A 25,514-nucleotide genomic window follows, 5' to 3' on the forward strand; every position below is an offset into this window, starting at 1 on the left:
TGAAACCGCTCAACGCGCCGGAATCGCCTTCAGCACCGCCTGCAGCAACTGCCAGGCCTTGCCGACCGACTCCACTTCGACGCGTTCGCCGGGCGCGTGCGCGCCGCGGATGTTCGGGCCGAATGACACCATGTCCAGGTTCGGATACTTGGAGCCCAGGATGCCGCATTCCAGACCGGCGTGGATCACCTGCACCTCGGCCTCGGCGCCGAACTCCCGGCGGTACACATCCTTGAACAAAGCCAGCAGCTTGGACTGCGGATTCGGCGCCCAGCCCGGGTATCCGCCTTCCATCTCCACCTTGAACGCCGCCAGCTTGAACAGGCTTTCCGCTTCGCGCGCCAGCATCCAGGTGCCGGAATCCAGCAGCGAGCGCACCATCAGGTTGGCGAACACCTTGCCGTCCGCCACGCTGACCACCCCCAGGTTGTTCGAGGTTTCCACCACCCCCTCCACGCGCTGACTCATGCGTTTGACGCCATGCGGCGCCGCATGCAGCGCGGCCAGGATCACATCCTGGTCGGCGCGCGCCAGCACGCCGGCGGCGGGGGCCGCCTCGGACAGAACGGACACGCCTTCGTCGACGCCGGCCAACTCGAAGCGCATCAGCGCCTGGAACGCGTCCAGCTTGGCCGCCACCTTGGCGGCGTCGGCAGTCGGGTAAGCCACCACGGCGAAGGCTTCGCGCGACAGCGCGTTGCGGGCGGTGCCGCCCTGCAGCGAGGACAGGCGCAACTCGGTTTCGGCTTCCAGTTCGCGAAGCAGGCGGATCAGGATCTTGTTGGCGTTGCCGCGGCCCAGGTGGATGTCGGCGCCGGAGTGGCCGCCCTTCAAGCCCTTGATGGTCAGGCTGGCGGTCTGGAAGCCGGCCGGAACCGCCTCAACGGCGTATTCGCGGGTGACGTTGACGTCCACGCCGCCGGCGCAGCCCATGTAGAACTCGCCCCACTCCTCGGTATCGATGTTGATCAGGTACTGGCCGCGCAGCAAGCCGGTTTCCAGGCCCAGCGCGCCGCCCATGCCGGCTTCTTCATCCAGCGTGAGCAGCACTTCCACCGGGCCATGGGCAACGTCGTCGCCGGACAGCACCGCCATGCCCAGCGCCACGCCGATACCGTTGTCGGCGCCCAGCGTAGTGTTTTCGGCCACCAGCCAGCCATCCTTCAATACCGGACGGATAGGATCCTTGAAGAAGTCGTGTTCGGTGCCGCTATTGGCCTGGCACACCATGTCCAGATGGCCCTGCAGCACCACGCCGGCGCGATCTTCGTAGCCCGGCGTGGCCGGCTTGCGGATGATCAGGTTGCCGACCTTGTCGACCACGGTTTCCAGGCCGCGCAGTTCCGCCCAGCCTTTCATGTAGTCGCGCACTTGTTCCTCATGCTTGGACGGGCGCGGAATGTCGCACAGGGTTTGGAAATGTTCCCAGACAGCGGTCGGTTCGAGCTTGGCGATATCGGTCACAACGCATTCCTTGATTCGGTGTCGCGGCGAGGCTCACGGTTGGCCGCACCGCCGGGTACAACATCCGCCATTGCGGCGAAGGCTGGAAATATATGACGCCACGTCAACATGCAAAGTCCGGCGTTCAACGCATTGCCGGACAGGTTTTCGTAGTTCGCAATGCGATCATTCTACACCATGCGCGATGAAGAGAAAGCATGCCGCTCGCGCATGGCCTGTCGCAAAGTTTCGCGGCCAAAACATCGCGGACATTGAGCATATTGTTCCAATGCCCAGCCATGCCAAACACATCAACCATGTAAAAACCGCATACATTGAGGCCAACAGCAAACAGCCGGGGCGAGACCCGCCTCCTTCTCGCCCCGCCCGCCTCGCCTACAAACTGAAGCGCAGCGACTTGACCAGCGCGCCGGGCAGCAGCTTGCTCTGCGTGGCCCGGCCGCTATAACTGGCCGTGTCCACCAACAGCTCGCGCTCGGCGGTCAAGGCTTCCAGCTGCTCGCCCAGCACGCTGTACAGGCTGTCGTCGAAGCGCATCACGCCCAGCGGCGCGACGATCCGGCCATCCTCTACCCAAAAGCAGGCGAAACGCGTCATGCCGGTGATGCGGCAAGCGGAACGGTCGGAGAAGTTCAGATACCACAGGTTGGACAGATAGACGCCGGTTCCCAGCGCTTGCAGCGCCTGATCGCGCGGCAGCTCGCCCGCCGCCAGTTGCATCGATTCCGCATACTCGTCGCCGCCGGCATTCGGCTCCAGACCGAACTCCCGCGCGCTGCGCGGGCCGATCAGGCTGTTGCGGTGCTCTCCCGCGGCGATCAGCTCCACCCGGTCCGGCCGGATGAAGCCTTCCGCCTGGAACAACGGCGACAGCCCCTCCCCGGCCGCTTCCGCCAAGCTGACACGAGGCGACAGCCTGGCCTCGCCGGCGGCCAGCTTCAACAGCGGGCTGCGCTTGGCGCGGACCTCTTTCTCCGACAGGCCGCCCCAGTTCAGCATGGACAGCAGGCCGCCCAGCGCAGTGGGCGTGAAGTAGGCGCGATACTCGCCCGGCGCCAGCGTTTTCAGCGGCAGCTTCAGCAAGGCCAGTTGTTCGGCGGCCTCCGCGATGCCGCGCCGGATCACGCCCGCATCCCAGGCGCTTCCCGCCTGGCTGCGCTTCACCGCCTTGTCGCCGTGCGAGTACAGGCTCCAGTCGAAATTCCAGCTTTCGCTCTGCTGCCAGTTGAATTGGCCAAGGTGATTAGCGAAGCCGAAACTCATCTCGCCGCAGGCCAGGATGCCCACCAGATCCAGCCCTTCCGCGGCGGCGAGAATGTCGGCGACCATGCTCTCCGCCGGCGGCAGCGCGCCGTCGGCAATCCGCTCGGTGCTGCTCGGCCGCTGGTTCAGCAACAAGAAGGGATCGTCCTGCACCTGCTCCAGCGCCGCGCGCAACGCCGGCAGCGAGGCCTCGACCAGCGCCAGATCCTCATCCCCGCCGCTCAGCGACAGCTGCTGCGTGGCCTGGCGCTTGCCGCGGATCAGCCTCAGGTCCAGATAAGCCTGTTTCACTTCGCCGGCCTGACGCACCTTGCCATGGTTGAAACGAACGAAATCGGTGCGTTCCGCCTCCAGCCAAAGCGTGAATCCCTCGCTCTCCCGCAACAGGCCGCTCAACGCCGCCGCCAGTCTTTGCAAATGCGCCCGCATCATGCCGCCCCTCCGAATACGTCCACTTCGCCAAACACGCAGGCGGGCGAGGCGTGTCCCACCCGCACCACCTGATTCGGCTCTCCCTTGCCGCAATATGGCGTGCCCATCACCGTGAAGGTGCTGGCGTCGCCCACCGCCTTCAACGAACGCCAGAAGCTGGCGGAAATGCCTCGGTAATTGGGATTGCGCACCACGCCCTTCAGCTGGCCGTTTTCGATCAACTGCCCCCATTCGCAGCCGAACTGGAATTTGTTGCGCGAATCGTCGATCGACCAGCTGACGTTGGTCTGCATCAGCACGCCATGCTCGATGCCGGCCACCAACTGATCGAAAGTCTTGTCGCCGGGCTCCACGTTGAGGTTGGCCATGCGGTCTATCGGCGCGCGGTTCCAATTGCAGGCGCGGCTATTGGCCACGCCCTCCAGCGCGAAACCGTTCAGGCGCGCGCGGGCCGAGGAGATTTCCCCTCCCAATGGGCGTTCCAGCATGCCGTCGCGGATCAGCCATACCTTGTCGGCCTCTTTGCCGTCGTCGTCCCAGCCATAGCTGGCCAGCTCATTGCGCTGCAGCGGATCGAAGGTAACGTTGAGCAAGTCGGAGCCATAGCGGTAGCTGCCGAACATGTCCAGCGTGACGAAACTGGTGCCGGCCATATTCCGCTCGTCGCCCAGAATGCGGTCCAGTTCCAGCGGGTGGCCGATGCTTTCGTGGATCTGCAGCATCATCTGCTCCGGCATCAGCAACAGGTCCATCTTGCCGCTTGGGCAATTGGGCGCGGCCAGCAACTGCAGCGCCTCGTCCGCGACGCGCCGGCCCGCGCCGCGCAAGCCCGCCTCGGCGACCAGCTCCAGGCCGCCCTGGCGGCCGAGGCCGCCGTACTGCCCACCCAGGCTGCGGGTCTGCACCAGCCCCTTGTCGAATGCCGTCACCACCAGCGACGGCGTCAGCGCGCGCATCCGCTGTTCCACCTCGCCGCCGTCGGACGTCAGGTACAGCTGGCGGATGTCCTGCCGCCACAAGCCGGCCGACCAATCCACCACGCGGTCATCGCCGCCCTTGGCCGCCGCAGACTCGCTCAGCAGCAGGTCCAGCATCGTCGCGCGCGGCCATTCGGCCTCGCCGTCGCATCCCGGCCCCTGGTAGCGGCCAGTCGGACTCGGCAGCCGGATCTGGCGATAATCGAACACGCCCCGGCCCGTCGTGGCCCGCGCCCACTCCCGCGCGCGCTCGAATGCGGCGCGCAGCCCCGCCTCGCTCAGATCCGCTGTCGCCGCGTAGCCGTAGCCGCCGCCATCCAGCACAATGATCATCGCGCCGCGGTCATGGCGGCGAACGAGGGGCTGCTGCTGCCCCTGGCGCACGCTCAGCCGCTCGTTGTCTTCCTCCACGTAACGCAGCGAACAGAAATCCGCCTGCGGCTGCAGCGCCCGAAAGCGCCGCCGGATGGTTTCAAGCATGGTCAAGGCTCCGGATAGGGCGGCTGAGCCGCCCGAAAAAATGTCAACAGCATTCATACTAATCAGATCGACCTACTGTTGTCCATCCGCGCCTGCAAGCTTCTCCGCGACCGGCTTGCAGGCCTCACGCCAAACCGGGCTTGAGCCAGGCTACACAAGCGGCCGATTCGCGCCAGGCATGGCCGGCGCCCGGGCCTTTCCTACATCCCCAGTTCGCTGAGCCCGGGATGATCGTCCGGCCGCCGCCCCAGCGGCCAAAAGAATTTGCGTTCGGACTCGGCGATAGGCATGTCGTTGATGCTGGCATGGCGATCGATCATCAAGCCGTCGACGCCGAATTCCCAGTTCTCGTTGCCATAGCTGCGGTACCACTGGCCGGCATCGTCTCGCCATTCGTAGGCGAAACGCACCGCAATGCGATTGCCGTCGAACGCCCACAATTCCTTGATCAGCCGGTAGTCCAGCTCTCGCTTCCACTTGCGCGCCAGCATGGCCTGCGCCTCGGCCCGGCCGCGCGGAAAATCGACGCGGTTGCGCCAACGGGTGTCCAGGCTGTAGGCCTGCGCCACGCGCGCCGGGTCGCGGCTGTTCCAGCCGTCTTCGGCCAGGCGGATTTTTTCGATCGCAGTTTCGCGGGTAAACGGCGGCAGCGGAGGACGGGTTTCCATAATGGTTTCCTTTTCAAGTTAAGTAGACAGAATTGTCTACATGCAAACCAGTCTAGACCCAAGTAGACAAATCTGTCTACAATGGCGATATGAAAACGATTCCCGCCGCCAACATCGCCGCGCTATCCGCCCGCGACCGCATTCTCGCCACCGCCCACCGTCTGTTCTATCGGGAAGGCTTGCGCGCCACCGGCATTGACCGGCTGATCGCCGAATCCGGCGTCACCAAGGTGACTTTCTACCGCCACTTTCCCAGCAAGAACGACCTCATTCTGGACTATCTGGAACAACGCCACGGCTTGTGGATGGCATGGTTCCGCGACGCGCTGTCTCGCCACGCGTCCGCCGGCCCGGCGGCATTGGCGCTGGCGCTGGAGGAATGGTTCGATTCGGACGGCTTTCGCGGCTGCGCCTTCATCAACGGCGTGGGCGAGATGCCGGCCGAGCCGGCGGTGGCGGACGCCGCGCGCCGTCACAAGGCCGAGATGCGGCAGGCGATAGCCGAATCGCTGCCCGCCGGCCCGGACCGGGAAAGCCTGGCCGAGATGCTGGCGCTGGCCGCCGACGGCGCCATCGCGCGCGCGCAGATGGACGGTCGGCCAGATGCCGCGCTTCACGCGCTGGAAGGTTTGATCGCAAGACTGGCGGGATGACGCGGGCGCGCCTGCCGTGATAGTTTCGAGTGAAATCGAATGCCGGAGGCCAAACCATGGAACACGCGCTGTACCGCCTGCTGGACGAGCAGCAGGTCCGCTATCAACGCTTCGAACATCCGCCTGTCTACACCTGCGAGGAAGCCGCGCGGCTGATACCGGACTTGCCCGGCGCGGAATGCAAAAATCTGTTCCTGTGCGACGCCAAGGGCCGCCGCCACTTTCTGGTGGCGGTGCCGGCCGACGCCGGCGTGGACATCAAGGCACTGGGCGAGGCGCTGGAAGCCAAGGGCCTGCGCTTCGCCTCGCCGGAACGCCTGAAGAAATACCTGGGATTGGAACCTGGATCGGTGACGCTGCTGGCCGCGGTCAACGACCGCGAGCAACAGGTGGAAGTGGTGGTGGACGAGGCGCTGTGGACGCGGGAGGCGATACTCTGCCACCCCCTGGTCAATACCGCGACGCTGAGCGTGCCGTTGGAAGACCTGGCGCGGCTGCTGGCGCACACCGGCCACACGCCGCGCGTGATCGCGGTGCCGCAAAAACCGATCCACTAAGGGATAGAACGCGAAACTAGAGTAGGGACAGCCCTAGGCTTTGCCACACCTGGGCTATGAAATCACGACTCCGATCGCAAATAGCCCAACCGCGAGATACAGCGGCACCAATAAGCGCCCAGCTTCTTTATTTTTCTTGGCAAAATAGAAAAGATATAACGGAAAAACCAAACACAGCACAGCCTTTCCCTTTGACTCTGCAAGAGCAGAGAAAAAAAGAAGAATCTGGATGACAAAAATAGAGAAAATCCCGATCAAACATAAAACCGACGACATAGATCATTCCAGACAACAGGTCAAACCACTGCCCGCTGAAAATAAATAATATTTTGATAAAAACAGAGCAGGCCCGCACTCGGCGGACCTGCTCTAACATGAAGAATTACTTCTCTAGCGTGGCATGAAAAATCTTCTGAGCAACGGATAAAGAGTCTGTTTTCAATGCAACATGCACTGCATCATATGATTTTTTCAACCCATCGTAAGTCATATAGGTTGGACCATCGCCCCACAAAGTTTCCTTCCCTTCGACCAAAATATCGCCATTTCCCGTCTGCAATACATATTCAGTCACAACCACAGGCTTATAAGAAGAGGTCATAGACTCCGCACCATAGCCCAACGATGTTCTCAACAGAAGAGCTGCGCTGCCCTCCTCTTTGGAATCGCTGGCGGCGGGCTTCCACACGAGCTTCTCGCCAAGGGGCCTATCAATTTCCACCAACTTAACCTTACGGCCAGTCGAGGCAACGAACTCAGCCAGCTTGCTAGCCTGGTCTTGGTCAATGTCGCTTTCATGGGCTCGCATCAGCTCCGAGAACTCATGGCTTCGAACATCTGCTCGATCTGAGGCTGTCAGCTTACTTGCAGCATGAGCGCCAAGCGAGGCAAGCAAACCGACAACCCCAAACATCCCGCCAAGCCCTGACATGCCAGAGCCACCCAGGTCCATCACCGCATAATCTGTTTTATGGTAATAGATATCAACTGTTTTAATGGAATCTATCTTGCTTTTATTGGCGTCCTTTTGCGAAGGCACGTTAGCTGTCGCACATCCACTCAGCGAAGAAACAACAATCGAAAAGGACAACAAACCACATAACACTTTGGATTTAACCATCAACGTTCAACCGCCTTCCAAGTCCTGATTCGCATATCGCCGACGTCTCACCAGCAATTCACAATAGAAGGGTCAAATGAAGGCGCTCAATAGAAAAATACTATTAAACTAAAAAATATAGAGCAATTTGACTAACCGACTAATCGAACGCCAGGAGTAGCGTACAATATTGCTTTTTTGTTAAATGAAGCGCTCGAATTGTAAACAACTCTGTACAAATCCAAATTACGTATAAATACTTAAATCAAGAAATGGAAACAATAAATCAACACAGCAAATTATAACAGCATTTAATTTCAAAAAAATGTGCTTATCATAAAAATTCAACCCGGCAGCTTTTGCTAATCTCACGCTCAGCAACACGTGCAAGGCCTCCACCCCTCTCTCATAAATCACTGAAACTCCAAAAGATGGCCTGATCGCTCCTCAACCCAGAGCAACTGTTACTCCCATCCCCCACCAACGCCTGCCTCGACGGCACCGCCGCCAAGCGCTTTATACAGAACCGCCAGATTTTTCAGCCGCTCCAGGCTCAACTCCAACCGTTTCCCCTCGGCCTCGCGCTTTCCACGCTCTGCATCCAGCCACGACTGCATGTCCGCCTCTCCGCCCCTATAGCGGCTCTCCGCCAGCGTGGCATTCCGTCCAGCCAGGACGACTGCCTCATCCTGCAAAGCCGCGCTTTCTCCTAGCCTGCGCCACTCATACAGGCCATCCTCCACTTCCCGATAAGCGATATAAAGCGTCTTGCGAAACTCAACCTCCGCCAGCTGATACTCTACCTCGCTGGACTTCAACTTCAGGTTCAACTGCCGCCAATTGAGAAAAGGTAGCGTCAGCGTAGCCCCAAACCCCAGTTGTTCACCGGAGACCGCTGCGCTACGGCTCAAGTCACCACCCAGATTAAAACGCGGGAAGAAATTGGCGCGTTGCTGGTCCACATCCGCCAATTTGCCGCGCAGCCGTGCCTCCGCCGCCTGCAAATCTGGCCGCCGCCGCAGTAGCTCTCCTGGTTGGCCTGCGGCAACGTTGGGCATTCCAGGACGCGCAACCAGCGGCTGAATATCCGGCAGAGCGGCGCCTGGCGGCCCATCCAACAGCAAGGCCAGCGCATTTTCTTTCTTGCGCAACTGCTCGCGCAGGCTCAATAGATTGGCGCGTTGCTCCAATGCCGCATTATCCGCCTGCGTTACATCTTGCTCAGCCAAAGCGCCCGCTTTCCATTTGGACCGAGCCAGCGCTTGCGCGCGACCTGCATCGACCAACGCTGCTTGACCCAGAATCAGTTTGGCCTTACCGGCGGCGATGTCCCAGTACAAACCGGCGGCGGTACTGTCGGACAACAAACCCGCGCTGATCTGGTCATAGCGGCTGGCGACGAAAGCTTCCCCCGCCGCGCGGCGAGCGGCATCCACCCGCCCCCACAAATCCACCTCATACGCCACCTTCAGGCCCTCGCTGTGGCTGCGGGACCAGCCGCCGCCATCCAGCGAACGGATGCGATTGCCCGACAGCGAGCCGCTCAGCGTCGGCCGCGCGTCGCCATCCGCCAGGCCGGCCTCCAGTTGTGCCTTGCGCAGCTTCAGCAGCGCGATTTCCAGGTCGGGATTGCGCTTGCGCGCCCGCTGCAGCACCTCCAGCAGCGCCGGATCGCCGAAACCGCCCCACCAGGCCTCGCGGCCCATGTCCTGATCCGCTTCGCCCTGCTTCGTCCACTGCGCCGGCGTCTGCAAAGCTTGGCGCTGATACGGCGTGGCCTGGCAGCCCGCCAACAGCAGGGCCAGCGCCAGCCACGGCCATGTCTTGAGCATGTCCATTTCCTACTCCCTGGCCAGCGCGTCTATCGGGTTCAACTTGGCGGCATTGCGCGCCGGCAGGAAGCCGAACAGCACGCCGATCAGCGACGAGCAGGCCACCGCCAGCGCGATCACCGGCGGCGACAGCGACATCTTCCACTCCGTGACGAACAGCGAAAACACGAAGCTGACGCCATAGGACAACGCCACGCCGATGGCGCCGCCGACCAGGCAGACCAGCACTGCCTCGGTCAGGAACTGCTGCAGCACGTCGCCCTGGCGCGCGCCCACCGCCATGCGGATGCCGATCTCGCGGGTGCGTTCGGTCACCGATACCAGCATGATGTTCATCACGCCGATGCCGCCCACCACCAGCGAGATCACCGCGACCAGCGCCAGCAGCAGCGACAGCGCGCGGCTGGAGCTTTCCACCGTTTTCAAAATTTCATCCATGTTGTAAGTGAAGAAATCCTTGCCGCCATGCCGCTGGGTCAGCAGCGCGCCGATGGCCTTTTCCGCCAGCTTGGTCGGTTGCCCATCCTTTACCCGGATCACGAAGCGGTCGAAATGCTGCTGGCCGAACAAGCGGCTGGCAGCGGTGGAGTACGGCATCCACATCTGCAGCGAATTGCCGCCGAATCCCCTGTCCCGCTGGGCCACCACGCCTATCACCGTGGCCGGCACCATGCCCACCAGGATCACCCGGCCCACGGCCTCGCCATCGCCGAACAGCTTGCGGCGCGAATTCTTGTCCAGCACCACCACCTGCCGCTGAAAGTGGATATCGTCGCGGCTGAAGCTTTGGCCTTCGGCCAATTTCATGCCCTGCACGCGGAAGAAATCGCGGCCGACGCCGATGACCGAGGCGTTGACGTCCACATTGCGGTAGCGGATGCGCTGCGCCTGGGCGGTTTCCGGCGTCACGCTGTCGACATAGCCTTCGCCCTCCAGCGCGGCGACATCGCCGGGCAGGAAGGTGCGCACCCCGTCGGCCTTGTCGTCCCCCCAGTCCTTGCCGCGGAACACGGTGATGGTCTGGGTGCCCATCTCGCGGATGCCCTTGAGCACGTAGTCGCGCGATCCTTCTCCGATGGCGATGACCGACACCACCGAGGCGATGCCGATGACGATGCCCAGCATGGTCAGCGCGGTGCGCAAGCGATTGGCCGACATGGCCAGCATCGCCATCTTGAACGCTTCCGCCAGCCGCTCGCGCAGCAAGGGGCCGCCATCGGGCTGCGCTTCCGTCGCCTGCGAGGCGGCCTCCCGCGCAGGCGCGCCGCTGTCGCGCAAGATCTCGCCGTCGCGGATTTCGATCACGCGCTCGGTCTGGGCGGCGATGGCGGGATCGTGGGTGACGATGATCACGGTGTGGCCGGCGGCGTTCAGCTCCTTCAGGATGCGCATCACTTCCTCGCCGCTGTGGCTGTCCAGCGCGCCGGTCGGCTCGTCCGCCAGGATGATGCGGCCGCCGTTCATCAGCGCGCGGGCGATCGACACCCGCTGCTGCTGGCCGCCGGACAACTGTCCGGGCCGATGGTGCTCCTTGCCCGCCAGCCCCAGCCGGGCCAGCAGCGCCCGGGCCCGCTCTCGCCGCTGATGAAGCGCCATGCCTGCGTAAACGGCCGGCATGGCGACATTGTCCAAGGCCGACAAATGCGGCAGCAGGTGGTAGCGCTGGAAGATGAAGCCGAAATGCCCGCGCCGGAGCGCGGCCAGCTGGTCTCCGTCCAGGCAGCCCGCGTCCTGTCCCGCCACCCGGTAGCGTCCCACGGAAGGTTGGTCCAGGCACCCGAGGATGTTCATCAGCGTGGACTTGCCGGAGCCGGACGCGCCGACGATGGCCACCATCTCGCCAGGGGCGATGCTCAGCGTCACGTTCTTCAGCACCGCCACCTCGTCCTCGCCGGACGGGAAACGCCGCCAGACGCCGTCAAGCTCGAGACCCGCCCCGCTCATGCGCCGATCACCACGGCGCCGCCCTCTTCGGGCTTGTCGCCTTGCTCGCCGGTCACCACCTGCTCGCCCGCCTTCAGCCCATCCAGCACCTGGACCCGGGTGGACGTCTTCAGGCCGATGCGGACCCGACGCTCCTGCAGCCTGCCGTCCTTGCCCTTCACCTTCACCGCGTGGCGGCCGTCCTTGCCGGCCGCGCCCAAGGCGGACAAGGGAATGCTCAGCGCCTTGTCCACGCGGGAAAGCACGATGCTGACCTGGGTGGTCATGTTGACGCGCAGCTTGCCGTCAGGATTGGGCACATCGAACAAGGCCTTGTAGAACATCGCGTTGTTGATCTTCTCCGGCATCGGCAGAATCGCCCGCAGCTTGCCCCAGTAGCGCTTGTCCGGCGCGCCCAGCACGGTGAAGTACACCGGCAGGCCGGCCTGGATGCGGATCACGTCGGCCTCGGCCACGTCGGCGCGCACCGTCACCTTGCTCAGGTCCGCCAGTTTCAGGATCACCGGCGCCGTCTGGGTGGCGATCACCGTCTGTCCCTGCTGGGTGACGATTTCGAGCACTTCGCCGTCCATCGGCGCCAAGATGCGGGTATAGCCCAGCAGGGTGCGCTTGCTGTCCCGCTGCGACTCGTCCTGGCGAATCTGCGCCTGCAGCTCGGCCAGCCCTGCCTTCAGCGTCCGGTAGCTGGTGTCGGCCGCCAGCAGGTCCTTGTCCGAGGTGGAGCCCTCCGCATGCATGCGGCGCTGGCGCGCCAGTTCCTGCTCGGCCTGGCGCAGCGAAGCCTGCTTGGCCTGGCGCTGGGCGATGCGCGCGTCCAGCGAGGCCTCGGCGGCGCGCAAAGCGTTCAGGCTGTCTTCCGGATCGATCTCGGCCAGCAGCTGCCCCTGTTTCACCTTGTCGCCGGCCTCCACTTTCAGCGACTTCAGCTGGCCATTGGTCTGGGCGCCGACGTCAACCTGCCGCAGCGCCTGGATCATGCCGCTGGCCAGCACCAGATCCTCCAGCTCGCCGCGCTCCACCTTGGCGGTCAGCACCGGCGGCGGCGGATCCTCCGCCAGTCCCCGATGCGCGCCCCAAGCCGCCAATGCCAGAACCGCCAACAAAGCCATGGCGTTGCGCCACGGCCGCTTGCCGAATCCCCGACGCCGGAAGCGCCGCCACAAGGCGGCCAGTCCGCGCGCGGGAAGCAAGAAAATGCCAAACCATTGCCTTAACCGCATCATTGCCAACAAGTTATTTACAAAAATAAGCTGTTATGGCAATGAATTTACAAAACAGTTCCACTTGCTATCTTTTTCAGAGCGATCGTAGCGACGCGCTCACGCCCCCAGCCGCAAGCGTTCGCGCAGCAACGCGCCTGCCCACTCGACGAACACCTGCACTCGCCGCGACAGATGGCGCCGGTGCGGATACAGCACCGACACCGGCATCGCCGGCGGCGGCCAATCGGCCAGCACCTCCACCAACGCCCCGGCCGCGACATGCGGTTCGGCGTCGTAGCGCGGCAGCTGGATCATGCCCAGTCCCGCCAGCGCGCAAGCGATATAGCTTTCCACCTGGTTGACGCTGACCAGGGACTGCAACGCCAGCTCGCGCCGCTCGCCGTCTTGCAGATATTCCCAGGCAAACACCTTGCCGGTGGACGGCGACGCGTAGTTGACCGCGCGATGGCCGGCCAGCGCGTCCGGCGAAGCCGGCGCGCCGAAAGCGGCCAGATAATCCGGGCTGGCGTAATTGCCCTGCGGCAGCATGCCGATCCGCCGCGCCACCAGCCGCGACTCCGCCAGCGCCCCGACCCGGATCACGCAATCGACCCCTTCCTGGATCAAGTCCACCGGCCGGTCGGTCACGCCCAGCTCCAGTTCGATGCCGGGATACAGCCGGAAGAATTCCGGCAACGCCGGCGCCAGCACCTGCCGGCCGATTGGTCCCGGCACGTCTATGCGCAGCTTGCCGCGCGGACTGGCGCCCTGTTGGCTGAACAAGGACTCCAGCTCGTCGAAATCCGCCAGCAGCTGCTGGCAGCGCTCGTAGAAAGTGCCGCCGTCCAGGGTCAGCTGCACCCGCCGCGTGGTCCGGTGCAATAACCGCGCGCCCAGTTGCGCCTCCAACTGCTGCACCGCGCTGGACACCGTGGCGCGCGGCAACTGCAGCTGTTGCGCCGCACGGGTGAAACCGCCGCAGTCGACGACGGCGACGAACACTCGCATCGCTTGGACTCTATCCATGCCCGCTCCAATTAGTCAGTTTTTCTGGATAGTGTAAACAATAAAGCGCCGTTTATCCGGATTAAACCCGGCAATACACTGCAAAGCGTCAACTGCAGGCCGCGCCAGCGGCGAACCCAACGGAGAACTGATATGAGCCAAGCCAATCTTGCAGGACAAGTCGCACTGATCATCGGCGCATCGCGCAATATGGGCCGCGCCTTCGCCGCAGCGCTGGCCGCGGACGGCGCCGCCGTCGCCATCCACTACCACAGCGCCGGCTCCCGCGCCGGGGCGGAAGAAGCCGCCGCCGCGATCCTGGCCGCCGGCGGCCAGGCCTTCGCGGTGCAGGCCGACGTCACCAAGGTGGCGGAAGTGCGCCGCCTGTTCGACGCGGTGGAGGAGCGCTTCGGCCATCTGGACATCCTGATCAACACCGCCGGCATGATGGTGAAGAAGGCGATCACCGAGGTCAGCGAGGAAGAATTCGACGCCATCTTCGCGCTGAACACCAAGGCCGCGTTCTTCGCGCTGCAGGAAGCCGGCCGCCGCATCCGCGACAACGGCCGCATCGTCAGCGTCGGCACCTCGCTGCTGGCCGCCACCACCGGCCACTACGGCGCCTACGCCGGCAGCAAGGCGCCGCTGGAGGACTTCACCCGCGCGCTGGCCAAGGAAATCGGCCACCGCGGCGTCACCGTCAACGTGGTCGCCCCCGGCCCGATGGATACGGAATTCTTCTACGCCGCGGAAACACCGGAAGCCGTCGCCTACCTGAAGCGCGCCAGCATCAACGGCGAGCTGGGCCAGGTGGCCGACCTGGTGCCGCTGGTCAAGCATCTGGTCTCGCCGGAAAACCGCTGGACCACCGCGCAGACCCTCTTCATCAACGGCGGCTTCGTGTCCCGCTAAGCCATCGCCATACCGGCAAGGCCGCCCACACGGCGGCCTTTTCTCGCCGCGCGAGAAGCGGCGCGCCTATCCATTTCATCTGGCATCCAAGTTTGGGCAACCTGCCGGACGCTCAATATCGCGCTTTGCTAATAATTGGGTTAGCATCAGCAATCGTCACGCCAACCCCCAAGACCGCGCCATGTCCCAGATCGACATCATCCAGCATTTGCGCCACCAACCCTTGTTCCAGCGGCTTTCGGACCCGCAGCTGGCCGCGCTGGAACCCCATGTCCGCCCCCAGCGCGGCGACAAGGGACAGCTGTTGTTCCAGCGCGGCGACGATTGCGACGGGATGTACGTGGTGGTGTACGGCAAGGTGAAGCTGGCCATCCCCTCTCCCCAAGGCGTGGAAAAGGTCGTGGAGATCATCCACCCCGGCCAGAGCTTCGCCGAAGCGGTGATGTTCCTGGGCAAACCCTACCCGGTGCTGGCCCAACTGCTGGAAGATAGCCTGCTGCTGCACATCGGCGCCGCCGGCGTGTTCCAGGCGCTGGGAGAAGATCCGGGCTTCGCGCGCAACATGCTGGCCGGCATGTCGCTGCGCCTGCATGGCATGGTGCGGGACGTGGAGCGCTACTCGGTGGAAACCGCGCTGCAGCGCGTGATCGGCTACTTGCTGCAACAAATGGACGGCGCTCCAACCGGTGGGAAAGCGGTGCTGACGCTGGAAGCGAACAAGAACCTGATCGCCTCGCGGCTGAACCTGACGCCGGAAACCTTCTCCCGCGTGCTGCAGCAGCTGAGCAAGGCCGGCCTGGTCGAAGTGGACGGCCGCGACATCGCCCTGCTCGACCCCGCCGCGCTGGCCGACTACGGCATGACGCCGCCCGCCTGAGCAACGCGCCATCCGCGGATGCAGGCGCGGTAGCGCCATACCGCCCCGGCCGCGTCCGCCGCCGCCAGCACCGCCAGCGCGCATACCGCGGCGCCAGCCGCGAGTGCCGGCAAGCCCCCTGGCGCCATGGCGCAGCCCAGCGCCAGGCATGCGGCGCACGCGCACAGGCAGCGTCGTTGCGCGGCCTCCGGCAGCAGGGCCAGCGTGGCCGGCGCCCGCGCGCCGGGCGGCGCCCGGCGCTGCAGATCCAGCCACAGCAGGAAGGGCAATATTTTGTAAAGCATGCCCAGCACCGCGCAAACGCCCAGCCCGAACAGCAGCAGCCAGCCGCTCAGCACGGCCCAGCCCGCCCAGGACTGTCTCTCCGCCACCCAGGCGGCAAACAATCCCAGCGTCAGCGCCGCCATCGCCATCTGCCAGAAACGCCGCCCGCAATCGCCGGGACGCCGGCTGCGCAGCTGCAAGCGCCAGGTCATCGCGGCGAACGCCAGCGCCGCGGCCACGGCCGGCCCCCAGGCCAGCCAGCTTCCCGTCAGCTGCCATCCCAGGCCCGAGACCAATAACGCCGACGGCCACAGCGCAGCCGCCCGGCGCATCCAGCAGGCCGGATAGGCCGGCGTGATCTGGAACATCGGCACCACCGTGGCTGCCACCGCCATGATCAGGCCCAGCAGCCATCCGCCCAGCGCCCACAAGACATGCCAGTCCAGCAAGGTTTTCCACGGCAGCGGCCAGCCGGCGCCCAAGCTGCCCGCCAGCGAGACGCCGAGCGCGGCCGCCGCCGCCAGCGCGGCCAGGGCCGACGCCATGCCGCGGGTAGTCGCGTCGCGCGCCGGGCTCTTCGCGACGCCATGCAGGCCGAAACCGGCGAACATCAGCAGCGACCAGGCAAGCAGCGCCGCGGCCGGCAGCAACAGCATAGGCAGGAAACCATAGAGAAAAGCCGCGGCCAGCAAGCCGCAGCCCAGCTGCAACGGCCAGAACAACAGGTGCAGCAACAGGCGGGGACGGGAAAAGGCGACGCCGGCCACCACCGCCAGAATCTGCAAGGCGGCGCCGCACATCGCGTTGCCGAGCACGCCCAACGCCAGCAGATGCGCGGCGGCCAGCGCCACGGGATCGAAGCGGTCCAGCGGCCCCGGCCCCGCCTGCGCCAGGCACAGCCCGGCGATGAACAGCCAGCATGGCGACGCCAGCAGGAAAGCCAGGGGCAGGCTGAGCGGCGGCGCCCGGTCGTAGGACGGCCAGCCCGGCGTCACGTCCGCTCCAGGATCAGCAGCACCCCGCCGTCGCCGGACAGCTCGAAGCGGTAGGCCACGCCGGCCATGCGGTCCAGCAAGGGCAGCAGCGGAGTCGGAAAATGCGGCAGCACGAAACGGACCGACTGGCCGGCCGCCAGTTGCTCGGCCTGGTGCAACACGATGTCCATGGGCTCGGGCGGCGGCAGCGCGCGCAGGTCAAGCGGCATGTCCGGCCCCTTGCAGCAGGCGCGGCAGGTCCGGCACGCTGCGCTCGCACATCGGATACAGGATGTTCTCCTCTTTCATATTGTGCTGCTGGGTCAGGATCAGCAGCGTGTCGGCCTCGGCCAGAAAGCCGTCGCCGTCGCGCGCGGCCAGCGCCTGCGCCATGCCGTCCAGCAGCTGCCGCATCTGCGCGTGCTCGGCGCGCATCACCGCGGTCGGGCCGGCGCGCATGCCGCTGGCCTGCTCGAAGGCGGGAAACAGCCTGTCCTCCTCCAGCCGGAAATGGTCTTCCATCTCGCCGCGCATGGCCGCGAAGGCCGCCTCGGCGGCGGGCCAGTCGTGCGCGCGCGCGGCCTGCTCGGCATCGGCGAAGCGGGCGTCGCAATCGCGATGCTGGCCGATCAATATTTCGGATGCGTTCATTGATGTTCTCCAGTTTGAAATTCGGGTCCGCTCAACCATCCTTGCCGTCGGCGCGCGGCCGCAGGTAAACAGGCAGGAAGCGGCCGCCCCACAGCGACAGGGTCAGCAGCCAGCCCAGCGCGGCCAGGCCGTACATGCCGCCGCGCCAGGCTATCGGCAGCAAGTCGGCCGCCACCCGCGCCAGCGCCAGCCACTGCGCGGCCAGATACAGGCCCCACAGCATCCGGCCGGCTTCGAGCGCCTGCCCGGAATGGCCGAGCGACACCCGGGACACGAAGGCGATCAGCATGGTCAGAAAAAAGCCGACCGAGATCGCATGCAAGGGGGCCCAGGCCAGGCCGCCGAACGCGCCTTGCCAGGCGTACAGCGCGAAGCCGGCGGCCAGCCAGGCGAAGGACAGATGCAGCATGGCCAGCAGCCTCACCCGCAGCGAAGCCAGCAGCCGCCAGCGCCAGCTGGTGTAGCCAAACAGCGCGGCCAGGCATAGGTCCAGCCCCCAGGACGGCCAGCCGGCGATGGACAACAGGCCGTGGCCCAGCGAGCCGCCCAGCATCGCCGCCAGCAGCCACCAGGGACGCCACGGCTGGTACGGCGCCAGCGCATTGGCGGAGAAAAAAGGCAACATGCGGTGGCACACGGTCAGAAACACCGGCAGCAGAAAGCCCCACAGCGCCAGATCCCGCATCCATAGCCAGCCGCGGACATCGCCGCTCAACAGCCAATAGCCGGCGGCGGCGAGCGCCAGGACGCCGATGCCGAAAGCCGACAGCACCGCCCAAGCATGGCGCCGGTCCGGCGCGGGACTCGCCAGCAACAAGCGGGCGAAGCCGCCGGCCAGGCCGAGAAAGCCCAGGCTGTAGACCAGATGGCCGGCCAGCAGCCAGGCACCGCCGACCGCCGCGCCGATCAGCCACGTCAACAACCCCGCAACCAGCAGCGCCGGCACCAGCAGATAAGCCCCACGGCCAGGCGGCGGCACGTTCAGCCAACGCGGCCCGGCGGTGAACAGAAAGCCGGCCATGAACAAGGGGAAGAAGCCGAACAGCATCAGGAAGCCATGAGCCAGCATGGCCGGCAGCGCCAAGGGCAAGCCAAGGCCGAACAGGCGCGCGGCCAGCTCGGCGCTCCACGCCGCCAGCAGCAGAATGGCCAGCAGCATGCCTGGCAGGAAAGCCGCCCGGTGCGGGGCGGAAAAGAAAGGATGAGCGCGCGCCATGGCGAAACTCCGACGGGTGGGGGTGCCCGCAGTATCCGGCCCGGGAGGGGAAACGAGAATGATTTGAATCAAGCATCCGGAAAGCGCCTGCGCTTGCCATCCCGCCGGATGTTCTGCATGATGGCCCATTCGTTGTGTCAACATAGAAGCCAGCATGTCCGACATTCTCAACACCATCATCGCCACCAAGCATCAGGAAATCGCCGCCGCGCTGGCCAGCCGGCCGCTGGCCGCGGTTCGCGCCGACGCCGAGGCGCGCGGCGACCGCCGCGACTTCGTCGCCGCCCTGCGCGCCAAACACGCGCTGGGCAAGGCCGCCGTCATCGCCGAAGTCAAGAAGGCCAGCCCGAGCAAGGGCGTGATCCGCGAGGATTTCCAGCCCGCCGCCATCGCCGAGAGCTACGCGGCCCACGGCGCCGCCTGCCTGTCGGTGCTGACCGACCGCCAGTATTTCCAGGGCGATGCCCGCTACCTGGAAGACGCCCGCGCCGCCTGCCATCTGCCGGCGCTGCGCAAGGACTTCATCGTCGACGAATACCAGGTGTACGAAGCCCGCGCGATGGGGGCCGACTGCATCCTGCTGATCGCCGCCGCGCTCGAGCTGCCCAAGATGAAAGCGCTGGAAGCGCTGGCGAACGAGCTGGGCATGGCGGTGCTGGTGGAAGTCCACAACGAAGAAGAACTGGACGCCGCGCTGCAATTGAAGACCGAGCTGGTCGGCGTCAACAACCGCAACCTGCGCACGTTCGAAGTCAGCCTGGCCACCACGCTGAAGCTGCTGCCGCGCATCACCGACGGCCGCATCGCCGTCACCGAGAGCGGCATCGCCACGGTGGAGGATGTGCGGCTGATGCAGGCCAGCGGCGTGCATACCTTCCTGGTCGGCGAGGCCTTCATGCGCGAGGCCGAACCGGGCGAGGCGCTGAGCCGCCTGTTCTTCGCCCAATCCTGACGCGAAGCCGCCCCATGAAAAACAGGCGCCGCAATGGCGCCTGTTTCATTTCGGCATGGCTCAGTTGGACAGATAAGCCGGCAGCCGCAGCGACTCCTGTTGAGAAAACCGCTGCGCCTGCAGCCGGGCGAGCGCCTGCTGCCGCTGCTGGGCGCTCAGCCCGCCATCGGCGAGGATGGCCGTCCGCTCCCGCTTGAAGTCGTCCACCCTGTTCTGCCAGGCGGCTTGCTCCCGATCCAGCTCGCCCAGCCTGTCCGCCGCCGCCTGGCCGACCATGCCGGCCCGCAGCTGGTACAGTTGCTGCTCTCCGCCCCCGCCCTGCCGCAACCGCGCCTCGGCATCGGCCAGCGCCAGGTGCTTGACCGGCTCTTCGCGCGCGGCGCGCAAGCCGGGCGGCAGCTGTTGCTCCAGTTGCGCGACCCTGCGCCGCTTTTCATCGACGCTCAAGGCCGGATTGGCCTCGATCGCCAGCCGCCTGGCGGTGAAGTTGTCATAGCGGTCCTCGTCGCCGAACAAGCCGTCCAGTTCCGCCTGGCTGAAATACTGCCGCCTAGCGGCCTGCACCAGCTCCAGCCGATGCGACAGATCCGTGGCGGCGGCGGCCGCCTTGCCGGCCAGCGAGCGCTTGTAGCCGACGTAACGGTCGAACAGACCCATGGCTTGAGCCAACGGCCCATTTTTCAGCGACCGCTTCAATTGCCCCTGCAGCTCCGTCCGGATGACGGCCAGGTCGCGCTCCCCCAGCGTGGCCAGATAATAGTCAAACAGCTGGCGCAACTGCTGGTCGACCACCAGCTTGCCGTCCGCTTCGGCGGCGGCGCCGTCCGGACGGGTGCCGATCAGCGACGGGGCGAAACCGCCGCGCGCGGCCTGCCGGGCAGCGGCGGCTTCGGAGTGGGCGCCGTCCGGCCAGGCCCACCAGGCCAGCCAGGCGGCGCAAGCCGCCGCCAGCGTCAAGCCGAGGCCGCGCATCTTACAGCCCCGCGTTCTTCAGCCGGTTGGCCTGCTGGCGATACAGAGAAACCGGACTGACCTCGAACAGGCTGACCAGGCCGAAGCTCTGGTTGATCTCGTTGACGTGGTTCATCTTGTAGTCGTCGCGGATCACCTGCCCCAGGTGGGCGGAGCACACGCCGACCAGGCCATCCGACGGCGTGGAGCCGAAAGCCAGGCCCAGCGCGCCCATCGGCACGGTCAACGGGTCCAGGATGTTGGTGGTGGTGGCGGCGCCGGTCCACGAGTAATAACGCACGCCGTTGGCCTCGTAATCGCCCTCGCCGCAGGCCGAAGCCGGCACGCCGCCCGGGAACTTGGCGCTGAACGCCAGCGAGCCGGCGGTGGTCAGCGAGTTGAGCGCGTCGATCGGCTGTTGCGGCAGATCGCCTGTGCCGGAGAAGAAGGCGAGCACCTTGACGAACGCGCCCGTCACGGCCGCGGCCACGGCCTCGCTGACCGATCCCGGAGGCGCAACGCCGCGGACGATGTCGGCCACGACCGAGCCCTTGTTGACGCCGCCGACGGTGGTGACCGAAGCCACCAGGTCCGGACGCACGCCCGCCACGTAGCGCGCGGTGGGCGCGCCCTGGCTGTGGCCGATCAGATTGACTTTCTGCGCACCGGTGATGGCCAGAATGCGCCGCACCTGCTGCAACAGCTGTTCGCCGCGCGTCTCGTTGCTGCCGGTGGCGGACACTTCGGCCACGAACACCTGCGCGCCGTCTTCCTTCAGGGCCGCGGGCACGCGGTAGAAGTAATCGACGCCCAGCACCTGGCCGAAGCCGAACAGGCCGTGCACCAACACGATGGGATAGCGGGTCTGGGTATAGCCGGAAGACGCGTGGGCCGCGGCGAACGGCAGCAGCAACAAGGCAAGCAGGCAGGCAGTGCGTGACAACAGCTGTTTCATTATCTCTCCCGTTATGTCGTGATTTCGGACCGCCAGGCGGCGGCCCATATCGGGATAGATCATGACACTGGCAAAATCCAGACTTAATTCAAACGTTTGTCCTATTGACTGAACGAATCCATACCTAAGGACAGGTCGCCCGCGCGACAACCGCGCGGGCGACCGGATCAATAATCGACACCCAGGTAAATGTAGCCCGTCAGCCTGCCGCCCTGCGCGCTGCCCACGCCGACGAAGAACGGCCCGAGGATGGTGTCGGCGCTCAGGAAAACCGATCCGGCCGGGATCCAGCGATGGGTCTGCGGCAAACTGGAAAAGTCTTCGCCCCACAAGCGTCCGGCCTCCAACGAGACCCCGGCATACACGCCTGAGCCGAGCACGGCCGGCAGCGATGCCGCCCGCCAGTACACCATCAGCCGCGCCAACGCGACTTCACTGGCCAACAGCTCGCCGCTCTGGTAGCCGGTCAAGTTCAGGAACCCACCGAGCTGCTGCGGCACAAAGGTATCCGACCGGACATCAATATTGCCTTTGGCCTTGGCCGTGAAGCGCGCGGTGAAGTCGCCATACGTGTGGGCAAGCTCGCCGGTAAAGTCGTAGAACTTCTGGTTCACCTCGCTGCCCAGGCCGGGCAAGCCCGCGCCCAGCTTGCCGTTGAAGTAATAGCCGGCGCGCGGCCAGCGCGGATTGTCGAACTGATCCACCACCAGGCGGGTTTGCACGCCGACATCGCGGAAACGGGTATTGACGCCAGGGTCCGGATCCCCTTGCGACAAGGTGAAATCGTTATCCTGCCGATAGAGGCCAAAACGCCATTCGCCGTATTTGCCCAGCGTCACGCCCGCATTCAGCTGCGTCTCGAAGATGCTGTTGTTGAAAGTGGCCAACACCGTATGGTCTTCATTGAACACCCTGAACGGCTTTTGCTGATATCCCAGCGAAGCGGCGGCAAACATCGGACTGCCGCGCCACAGCGGCTGGTACAGCTCGGTCTTGATCGCCTTGTCGTCGCCGATCGCCGCATCGTTCCGCCAGGACCCGCCGGCGGCGTTCAACGACGTCCACTCGTGCGCGGCGCGAAGCGTGAAGCTGCTGCTTCCCGGCGTGTCGCTGCTGAGGTTGAGTCCGAAGTGCAGCGTGTTCTGGCCTATGCTGCGCTCCACCGGCATCACCACCATCGCGTTGCGTCCGGAGACGCTGTCCACGCGGTAGCCGAGCTTGTCGTACTCGCCTCCGGTGAAGATCTCGGCCAAGCGTCTGCGGGCCTCGCCGACCGGTATCGGGCCGGATGGAAAGGCCAGCGATTGCTGCAACGAGGATACCTTGGTGAAGTCGCCATCCTTTCCTTCCACCCGGACCTCATCCAACAGCGGGTAGCGCGGCCGGCCCAGCTTGTTTTTCCAGGCCTGGTATTCCGCCTCGGGGACGGAATACGACGACAACTGCTTGGCCATCTTGCGCGCCGCCTCGGCGCCGCGCTCGACAATCGCCATATGGTCGCCGAACGAGGCCGTGGTGTAGCCGTTCAGATCGGGCCGGATCACGATATCGCGCCTGTCCAGCAGCTTCATCTGCTCTTGCACATTGCGCATCACCGCCAGATTGGAACTCTGGTCCACCACGTCGAACAGGCTATGGATCTCGTCCGCCTTCAACAAAGGCGTTCCCACATCCACCACGATCACGTGCTCGGCGCAGCGCCCTTTCACTTCCTGCACAGGAACATTGCGGGCGATGGCGCCGTCGACCAGCAGCTTGCCGTCGTCCTCCACCAGGTCGAACACTCCCGGAACCGCCATGCTGGCCCGCAGCGCGCGCGCCAGCGATCCCTTGCCGAACACCACCGCATCGCCGGTCAGCAAGTCGGCGGCCACCGCCCGGAAGGGGATGGGCAGCTTGTCGAAATTATCGATGTCGCGGTCGCGGGTCAGCTTGTGGATGTAGAGCTCGATGCCCTGGGAGTTGATCGCGCTGCGCGGCACCCGCAGCGCGCCGCCCTTGAGGCCGAAACTGACGTCCAGGTAATTCTGGTAGTCGTTGCGCTTGCGGTCATAGGGAATGTCGGCGCGCGCCGGCTTGCCGGACAGCATCTGGTCCCAGTCGGCGGCGTTGAACTCGCGCTCCATCTCGTCCAGCGGCAGTCCGTTGGCGTAAATGCCACCGATCAGCGCGCCGGCGCTGGTGCCGGCGATGCACGCGACCGGTATCCGCAGCCGCTCCAGTTCCTTCAAAACCCCCAGGTGAGCGAAGCCGCGCGCGCCGCCGCCGCCGAGAACAACGCCAACGCCTTCAGGCACTTGCGCCGCGCCATCGGCCGACGCCGCTGTCGAAACAAACAGTCCGGCCGCGCAGAGGGTCAGAATTAGACGACGATGGGGAAAAAACTTGCTTTTTGGCATGCCTGATAAATTTGCGATTATGGTTTCACCAGCATCAATGCGTGACGTAAGATAGAGTGACATATAAGTGAGAACATAAATCCCATATCTCGAAGCCCGGTTCAATGTTTGACTTCAAATCTCTAGTCAGCTCACTTCTCAGCAAAAACACGCCGGCCTCCGGCGTGGCGCAATCCGCAACCCTGCTGGTACGCGATCTGCCGCAGGCTGAATACTTTACCGCCTTGGTGGAAATCATCAAGGCCGTATCCAAGATCAACGCGGATACCGAGATGTCGTTGAAGGAGCGCGTCAAGACGCTGCTCTACGTCGACGACAAGGCCGCAGGCATCCATCACCAGCTGTGCCAGGATTATCTCCATTCCAAGGGCGGCAGCAAAGGCTACCTGCCCACCATTCTCGCGTACTGGCATGAATTGGCCAGCGCCTACCAGATCTGCCTGCGGATGCATCGGGGCTCGCCCAATCAGGCGGGGGAAACGGAACTGCAACTGGTGGCCACGCGAGGGCTGCATCATCAGATGCGCTTGCTGGCCTGGAACGCGCTGCGCTACCTGAAGCCGGAAGGCAACGCCTGGCAGCAAGGCTTTCGCTTCTACACCTATGCCGAGGACGCGGGCTTCGCCCGCTCATCCATCCTGCTGTATCCGGACTCCCGCCAGGAGGTCAGCTGCGAGCACCTGCTGATCCAGGCCGGCATGCTGCATCTGGCCCAGACCGAGAACATGCTGCACAAGGAAATCGTCGCGGTGGACCAGCTGCTGATGCTGCTCTGCCAGCACATACCGCTGGACAAGCAGCCTCCGGCCGAAACGCCGATTTTCGTCTACAACCTGTCGATGCCCGAGCCGCCGCAACCGATGCTGCGCGGCATGGCCGGCAAGTGGCATCGATACTGGTCTTCCTACGAAATCACCACTCGCCTCGCCGACCTGATGTTCGACCTCGACAACCGCATCCCCTCACAGATCGCCGCCCTGGGCTGCGAACTGGAACGCGAGGAGTGGTCGGCGCTGTGCGAGAAGCTGGCGGTGCGCTGGTCCAACGACGGCGGCAAATCGCTGCGCAAGTCGGAGCGCTCGCTGCATTCGTCCAGCGCCCAGGTATCGATAGGCTTCGAGCGGGTGGCCTTCCACATCAAGGTGCAGGATGTAGGCGGGCTGGAAAACGACCGCGCCGACGAGTGGCGGATCAACGACATCAGCAGCACCGGCATGGGGCTCACCTTTGTCGGCAAGACCATAGACCAGTTGGCGATAGGCCGGCTGATCCTGATCAAGACCGAGACCCATCCCCTGCTCCTTGGCGTGATACGGCGCATCCTGCGGCAGAACAACGGCACCAAGGTGGGCATCGAGATACTGGGCCAGACGCCCGTCGGCGTCTCCCTGCTCGACCCTGCCCAGCCGGACAGTCCGCCCTTCTCCGCGATCTACATCACGCAACCCAACTCGCGCAAGGGCCAGCGCTGGTTCCTGATGCCCAAGACCCTGCTGGCGGGCGACAAGCAACTGGTGCTGAGCGCGCAAGGCAAATCCTACCAGATCAAACTCAAAGACCCTCAGCAAGAGTTCGAAGACTGCAGCCACAGCAACTTCGACACCCTGTCCAAGATGGACTGATCCAGACGCCGGTTCCCCGCGAACCGGCGGCTTTTCCTCCGCGCAGCCAAACAGTCGCCGCCCTATCCCTGATACAGGGAACTGCAAATTCTTGCGCGCGGACACAATATGACAAAAAGATATTTGCGCAATAAAAATTAACACATATGATCCTCTGGCGGTCAC

Annotated in this window: 23 protein-coding genes; 6 read left to right on the forward strand and 17 right to left on the reverse strand. The window is 64.7% G+C overall.

Annotated elements, in window-relative coordinates:
* Positions 1-9 precede the first annotated feature (9 nt).
* From CV_RS13205 to CV_RS13220, 4 genes are all read right to left on the reverse strand, one after another.
* Positions 10-1,464, reverse strand: a complete 1,455-nt coding sequence (locus CV_RS13205; protein WP_011136241.1) for an aminoacyl-histidine dipeptidase — start codon at positions 1,462-1,464, stop codon at positions 10-12.
* A gap of 375 nt (positions 1,465-1,839) precedes the next feature.
* Positions 1,840-3,159: a TldD/PmbA family protein gene (locus CV_RS13210; protein WP_052278832.1), complete on the reverse strand. Its 1,320-nt coding sequence runs from the start codon at positions 3,157-3,159 to the stop codon at positions 1,840-1,842.
* On the reverse strand, positions 3,156-4,616 hold the full coding sequence (locus tag CV_RS13215) for a TldD/PmbA family protein (RefSeq protein WP_011136244.1): 1,461 nt from the start codon (positions 4,614-4,616) through the stop codon (positions 3,156-3,158). Before CV_RS13215 ends, CV_RS13210 begins: the two co-directional genes overlap by 4 nt.
* A 200-nt stretch (positions 4,617-4,816) precedes the next feature.
* On the reverse strand, positions 4,817-5,284 hold the full coding sequence (locus CV_RS13220) for a DUF1348 family protein (RefSeq protein WP_011136245.1): 468 nt from the start codon (positions 5,282-5,284) through the stop codon (positions 4,817-4,819).
* A gap of 89 nt (positions 5,285-5,373) precedes the next feature.
* Here CV_RS13220 and CV_RS13225 point away from each other — a divergent pair, with 89 nt between their 5' ends.
* Positions 5,374-5,937 (forward strand): TetR/AcrR family transcriptional regulator, encoded by a 564-nt coding sequence (locus CV_RS13225; protein WP_011136246.1) that lies wholly within the window; start codon positions 5,374-5,376, stop codon positions 5,935-5,937.
* Positions 5,938-5,993: 56 nt separating this feature from the next.
* Positions 5,994-6,494, forward strand: a complete 501-nt coding sequence (locus CV_RS13230; RefSeq protein WP_011136247.1) for a prolyl-tRNA synthetase associated domain-containing protein — start codon at positions 5,994-5,996, stop codon at positions 6,492-6,494.
* Between the two features lie 127 nt (positions 6,495-6,621).
* On the opposite strand, the gene CV_RS23820 is transcribed toward CV_RS13230, so the two are convergent.
* From CV_RS23820 to CV_RS13260, 6 genes are all read right to left on the reverse strand, one after another.
* A complete protein-coding gene (locus CV_RS23820) occupies positions 6,622-6,870 on the reverse strand; it encodes a hypothetical protein (RefSeq protein ID WP_140411229.1) in 249 nt (82 codons plus the stop codon).
* A 6-nt stretch (positions 6,871-6,876) separates the two neighbouring features.
* Positions 6,877-7,614 (reverse strand): hypothetical protein, encoded by a 738-nt coding sequence (locus CV_RS13240; protein WP_011136249.1) that lies wholly within the window; start codon positions 7,612-7,614, stop codon positions 6,877-6,879.
* Positions 7,615-8,057: 443 nt separating this feature from the next.
* Positions 8,058-9,431: an efflux transporter outer membrane subunit gene (locus CV_RS13245; protein ID WP_080509023.1), complete on the reverse strand. Its 1,374-nt coding sequence runs from the start codon at positions 9,429-9,431 to the stop codon at positions 8,058-8,060.
* 3 nt (positions 9,432-9,434) lie between these two features.
* Positions 9,435-11,369 (reverse strand): MacB family efflux pump subunit, encoded by a 1,935-nt coding sequence (locus CV_RS13250; protein WP_011136251.1) that lies wholly within the window; start codon positions 11,367-11,369, stop codon positions 9,435-9,437.
* On the reverse strand, positions 11,366-12,478 hold the full coding sequence (gene macA / locus CV_RS13255; RefSeq protein ID WP_052278911.1) for a macrolide transporter subunit MacA: 1,113 nt from the start codon (positions 12,476-12,478) through the stop codon (positions 11,366-11,368). The genes CV_RS13250 and macA overlap by 4 nt, the downstream gene beginning before the upstream one ends.
* Before the next feature lie 210 nt (positions 12,479-12,688).
* Entirely contained in the window at positions 12,689-13,597 is a 909-nt protein-coding gene (locus CV_RS13260) for a LysR family transcriptional regulator (protein WP_011136253.1), read from the reverse strand.
* 132 nt (positions 13,598-13,729) lie between these two features.
* On the opposite strand from CV_RS13260, the gene CV_RS13265 reads away from it, so the two are divergent.
* Positions 13,730-14,488 carry an SDR family oxidoreductase gene (locus tag CV_RS13265; protein ID WP_011136254.1) on the forward strand — a complete coding sequence of 253 codons (759 nt, stop codon included), beginning with the start codon at positions 13,730-13,732 and terminating at the stop codon, positions 14,486-14,488.
* A gap of 181 nt (positions 14,489-14,669) precedes the next feature.
* Positions 14,670-15,365, forward strand: coding sequence for a Crp/Fnr family transcriptional regulator (locus CV_RS13270; RefSeq protein ID WP_011136255.1), 696 nt, complete (start codon positions 14,670-14,672; stop codon positions 15,363-15,365).
* Here CV_RS13270 and CV_RS13275 read toward each other — a convergent pair.
* From CV_RS13275 to CV_RS13290, 4 genes are read right to left on the reverse strand one after another with little or no spacing between them, the layout of a single operon-like run.
* Entirely contained in the window at positions 15,341-16,624 is a 1,284-nt protein-coding gene (locus CV_RS13275; protein WP_011136256.1) for a hypothetical protein, read from the reverse strand. The two genes, CV_RS13270 and CV_RS13275, sit on opposite strands and share 25 nt — an antisense overlap.
* The gene (locus tag CV_RS13280) at positions 16,621-16,833 is read right to left on the reverse strand and encodes a DUF2249 domain-containing protein (RefSeq protein WP_043596279.1); all 213 of its coding nucleotides are present in this window, start codon (positions 16,831-16,833) and stop codon (positions 16,621-16,623) included. Before CV_RS13280 ends, CV_RS13275 begins: the two co-directional genes overlap by 4 nt.
* Positions 16,823-17,254: a hemerythrin domain-containing protein gene (locus CV_RS13285; RefSeq protein WP_043596282.1), complete on the reverse strand. Its 432-nt coding sequence runs from the start codon at positions 17,252-17,254 to the stop codon at positions 16,823-16,825. Before CV_RS13285 ends, CV_RS13280 begins: the two co-directional genes overlap by 11 nt.
* A 31-nt stretch (positions 17,255-17,285) precedes the next feature.
* Positions 17,286-18,470: an NnrS family protein gene (locus CV_RS13290; RefSeq protein ID WP_045050766.1), complete on the reverse strand. Its 1,185-nt coding sequence runs from the start codon at positions 18,468-18,470 to the stop codon at positions 17,286-17,288.
* Between the two features lie 154 nt (positions 18,471-18,624).
* Here CV_RS13290 and trpC point away from each other — a divergent pair, with 154 nt between their 5' ends.
* Complete coding sequence (trpC, locus tag CV_RS13295) at positions 18,625-19,422, forward strand: indole-3-glycerol phosphate synthase TrpC (RefSeq protein WP_011136259.1); 798 nt, start codon at positions 18,625-18,627, stop codon at positions 19,420-19,422.
* Between the two features lie 60 nt (positions 19,423-19,482).
* Here trpC and CV_RS13300 read toward each other — a convergent pair whose 3' ends face one another.
* The 3 genes from CV_RS13300 to CV_RS13310 all read right to left on the reverse strand — a co-directional run bounded on the left by CV_RS13300 (position 19,483) and on the right by CV_RS13310 (position 23,625).
* Entirely contained in the window at positions 19,483-20,394 is a 912-nt protein-coding gene (locus CV_RS13300) for a lipase secretion chaperone (protein WP_011136260.1), read from the reverse strand.
* Between the two features lies 1 nt (position 20,395).
* Positions 20,396-21,328 (reverse strand): esterase/lipase family protein, encoded by a 933-nt coding sequence (locus tag CV_RS13305; RefSeq protein WP_011136261.1) that lies wholly within the window; start codon positions 21,326-21,328, stop codon positions 20,396-20,398.
* A 167-nt stretch (positions 21,329-21,495) separates the two neighbouring features.
* On the reverse strand, positions 21,496-23,625 hold the full coding sequence (locus tag CV_RS13310) for a patatin-like phospholipase family protein (RefSeq protein ID WP_158303320.1): 2,130 nt from the start codon (positions 23,623-23,625) through the stop codon (positions 21,496-21,498).
* Between the two features lie 266 nt (positions 23,626-23,891).
* On the opposite strand from CV_RS13310, the gene CV_RS13315 reads away from it, so the two are divergent.
* Entirely contained in the window at positions 23,892-25,349 is a 1,458-nt protein-coding gene (locus tag CV_RS13315; RefSeq protein ID WP_227590039.1) for a PilZ domain-containing protein, read from the forward strand.
* Positions 25,350-25,514 lie beyond the last annotated feature (165 nt).

This window comes from Chromobacterium violaceum ATCC 12472 (assembly GCF_000007705.1).
Taxonomy (GTDB): Bacteria; Pseudomonadota; Gammaproteobacteria; order Burkholderiales; family Chromobacteriaceae; genus Chromobacterium; species Chromobacterium violaceum.

What these genes read in the sequence shown, in the direction of transcription:
- CV_RS13285 (WP_043596282.1), bottom strand. Translation starts at nt 17,254, where the DNA reads ATGAACGCATCCGAAATATTGATCGGCCAGCATCGCGATTGCGACGCC.
- trpC (WP_011136259.1), top strand. Translation starts at nt 18,625, where the DNA reads ATGTCCGACATTCTCAACACCATCATCGCCACCAAGCATCAGGAAATC.
- CV_RS23820 (WP_140411229.1), bottom strand. Translation starts at nt 6,870, where the DNA reads ATGTTAGAGCAGGTCCGCCGAGTGCGGGCCTGCTCTGTTTTTATCAAA.
- CV_RS13270 (WP_011136255.1), top strand. Translation starts at nt 14,670, where the DNA reads ATGTCCCAGATCGACATCATCCAGCATTTGCGCCACCAACCCTTGTTC.
- CV_RS13225 (WP_011136246.1), top strand. Translation starts at nt 5,374, where the DNA reads ATGAAAACGATTCCCGCCGCCAACATCGCCGCGCTATCCGCCCGCGAC.
- CV_RS13245 (WP_080509023.1), bottom strand. Translation starts at nt 9,431, where the DNA reads ATGGACATGCTCAAGACATGGCCGTGGCTGGCGCTGGCCCTGCTGTTG.
- CV_RS13280 (WP_043596279.1), bottom strand. Translation starts at nt 16,833, where the DNA reads ATGCCGCTTGACCTGCGCGCGCTGCCGCCGCCCGAGCCCATGGACATC.
- CV_RS13290 (WP_045050766.1), bottom strand. Translation starts at nt 18,470, where the DNA reads ATGGCGCGCGCTCATCCTTTCTTTTCCGCCCCGCACCGGGCGGCTTTC.
- CV_RS13305 (WP_011136261.1), bottom strand. Translation starts at nt 21,328, where the DNA reads ATGAAACAGCTGTTGTCACGCACTGCCTGCCTGCTTGCCTTGTTGCTG.
- CV_RS13300 (WP_011136260.1), bottom strand. Translation starts at nt 20,394, where the DNA reads ATGCGCGGCCTCGGCTTGACGCTGGCGGCGGCTTGCGCCGCCTGGCTG.
- CV_RS13220 (WP_011136245.1), bottom strand. Translation starts at nt 5,284, where the DNA reads ATGGAAACCCGTCCTCCGCTGCCGCCGTTTACCCGCGAAACTGCGATC.
- macA (WP_052278911.1), bottom strand. Translation starts at nt 12,478, where the DNA reads ATGGCTTTGTTGGCGGTTCTGGCATTGGCGGCTTGGGGCGCGCATCGG.
- CV_RS13215 (WP_011136244.1), bottom strand. Translation starts at nt 4,616, where the DNA reads ATGCTTGAAACCATCCGGCGGCGCTTTCGGGCGCTGCAGCCGCAGGCG.
- CV_RS13210 (WP_052278832.1), bottom strand. Translation starts at nt 3,159, where the DNA reads ATGATGCGGGCGCATTTGCAAAGACTGGCGGCGGCGTTGAGCGGCCTG.
- CV_RS13250 (WP_011136251.1), bottom strand. Translation starts at nt 11,369, where the DNA reads ATGAGCGGGGCGGGTCTCGAGCTTGACGGCGTCTGGCGGCGTTTCCCG.
- CV_RS13260 (WP_011136253.1), bottom strand. Translation starts at nt 13,597, where the DNA reads ATGGATAGAGTCCAAGCGATGCGAGTGTTCGTCGCCGTCGTCGACTGC.
- CV_RS13265 (WP_011136254.1), top strand. Translation starts at nt 13,730, where the DNA reads ATGAGCCAAGCCAATCTTGCAGGACAAGTCGCACTGATCATCGGCGCA.
- CV_RS13240 (WP_011136249.1), bottom strand. Translation starts at nt 7,614, where the DNA reads ATGGTTAAATCCAAAGTGTTATGTGGTTTGTTGTCCTTTTCGATTGTT.
- CV_RS13230 (WP_011136247.1), top strand. Translation starts at nt 5,994, where the DNA reads ATGGAACACGCGCTGTACCGCCTGCTGGACGAGCAGCAGGTCCGCTAT.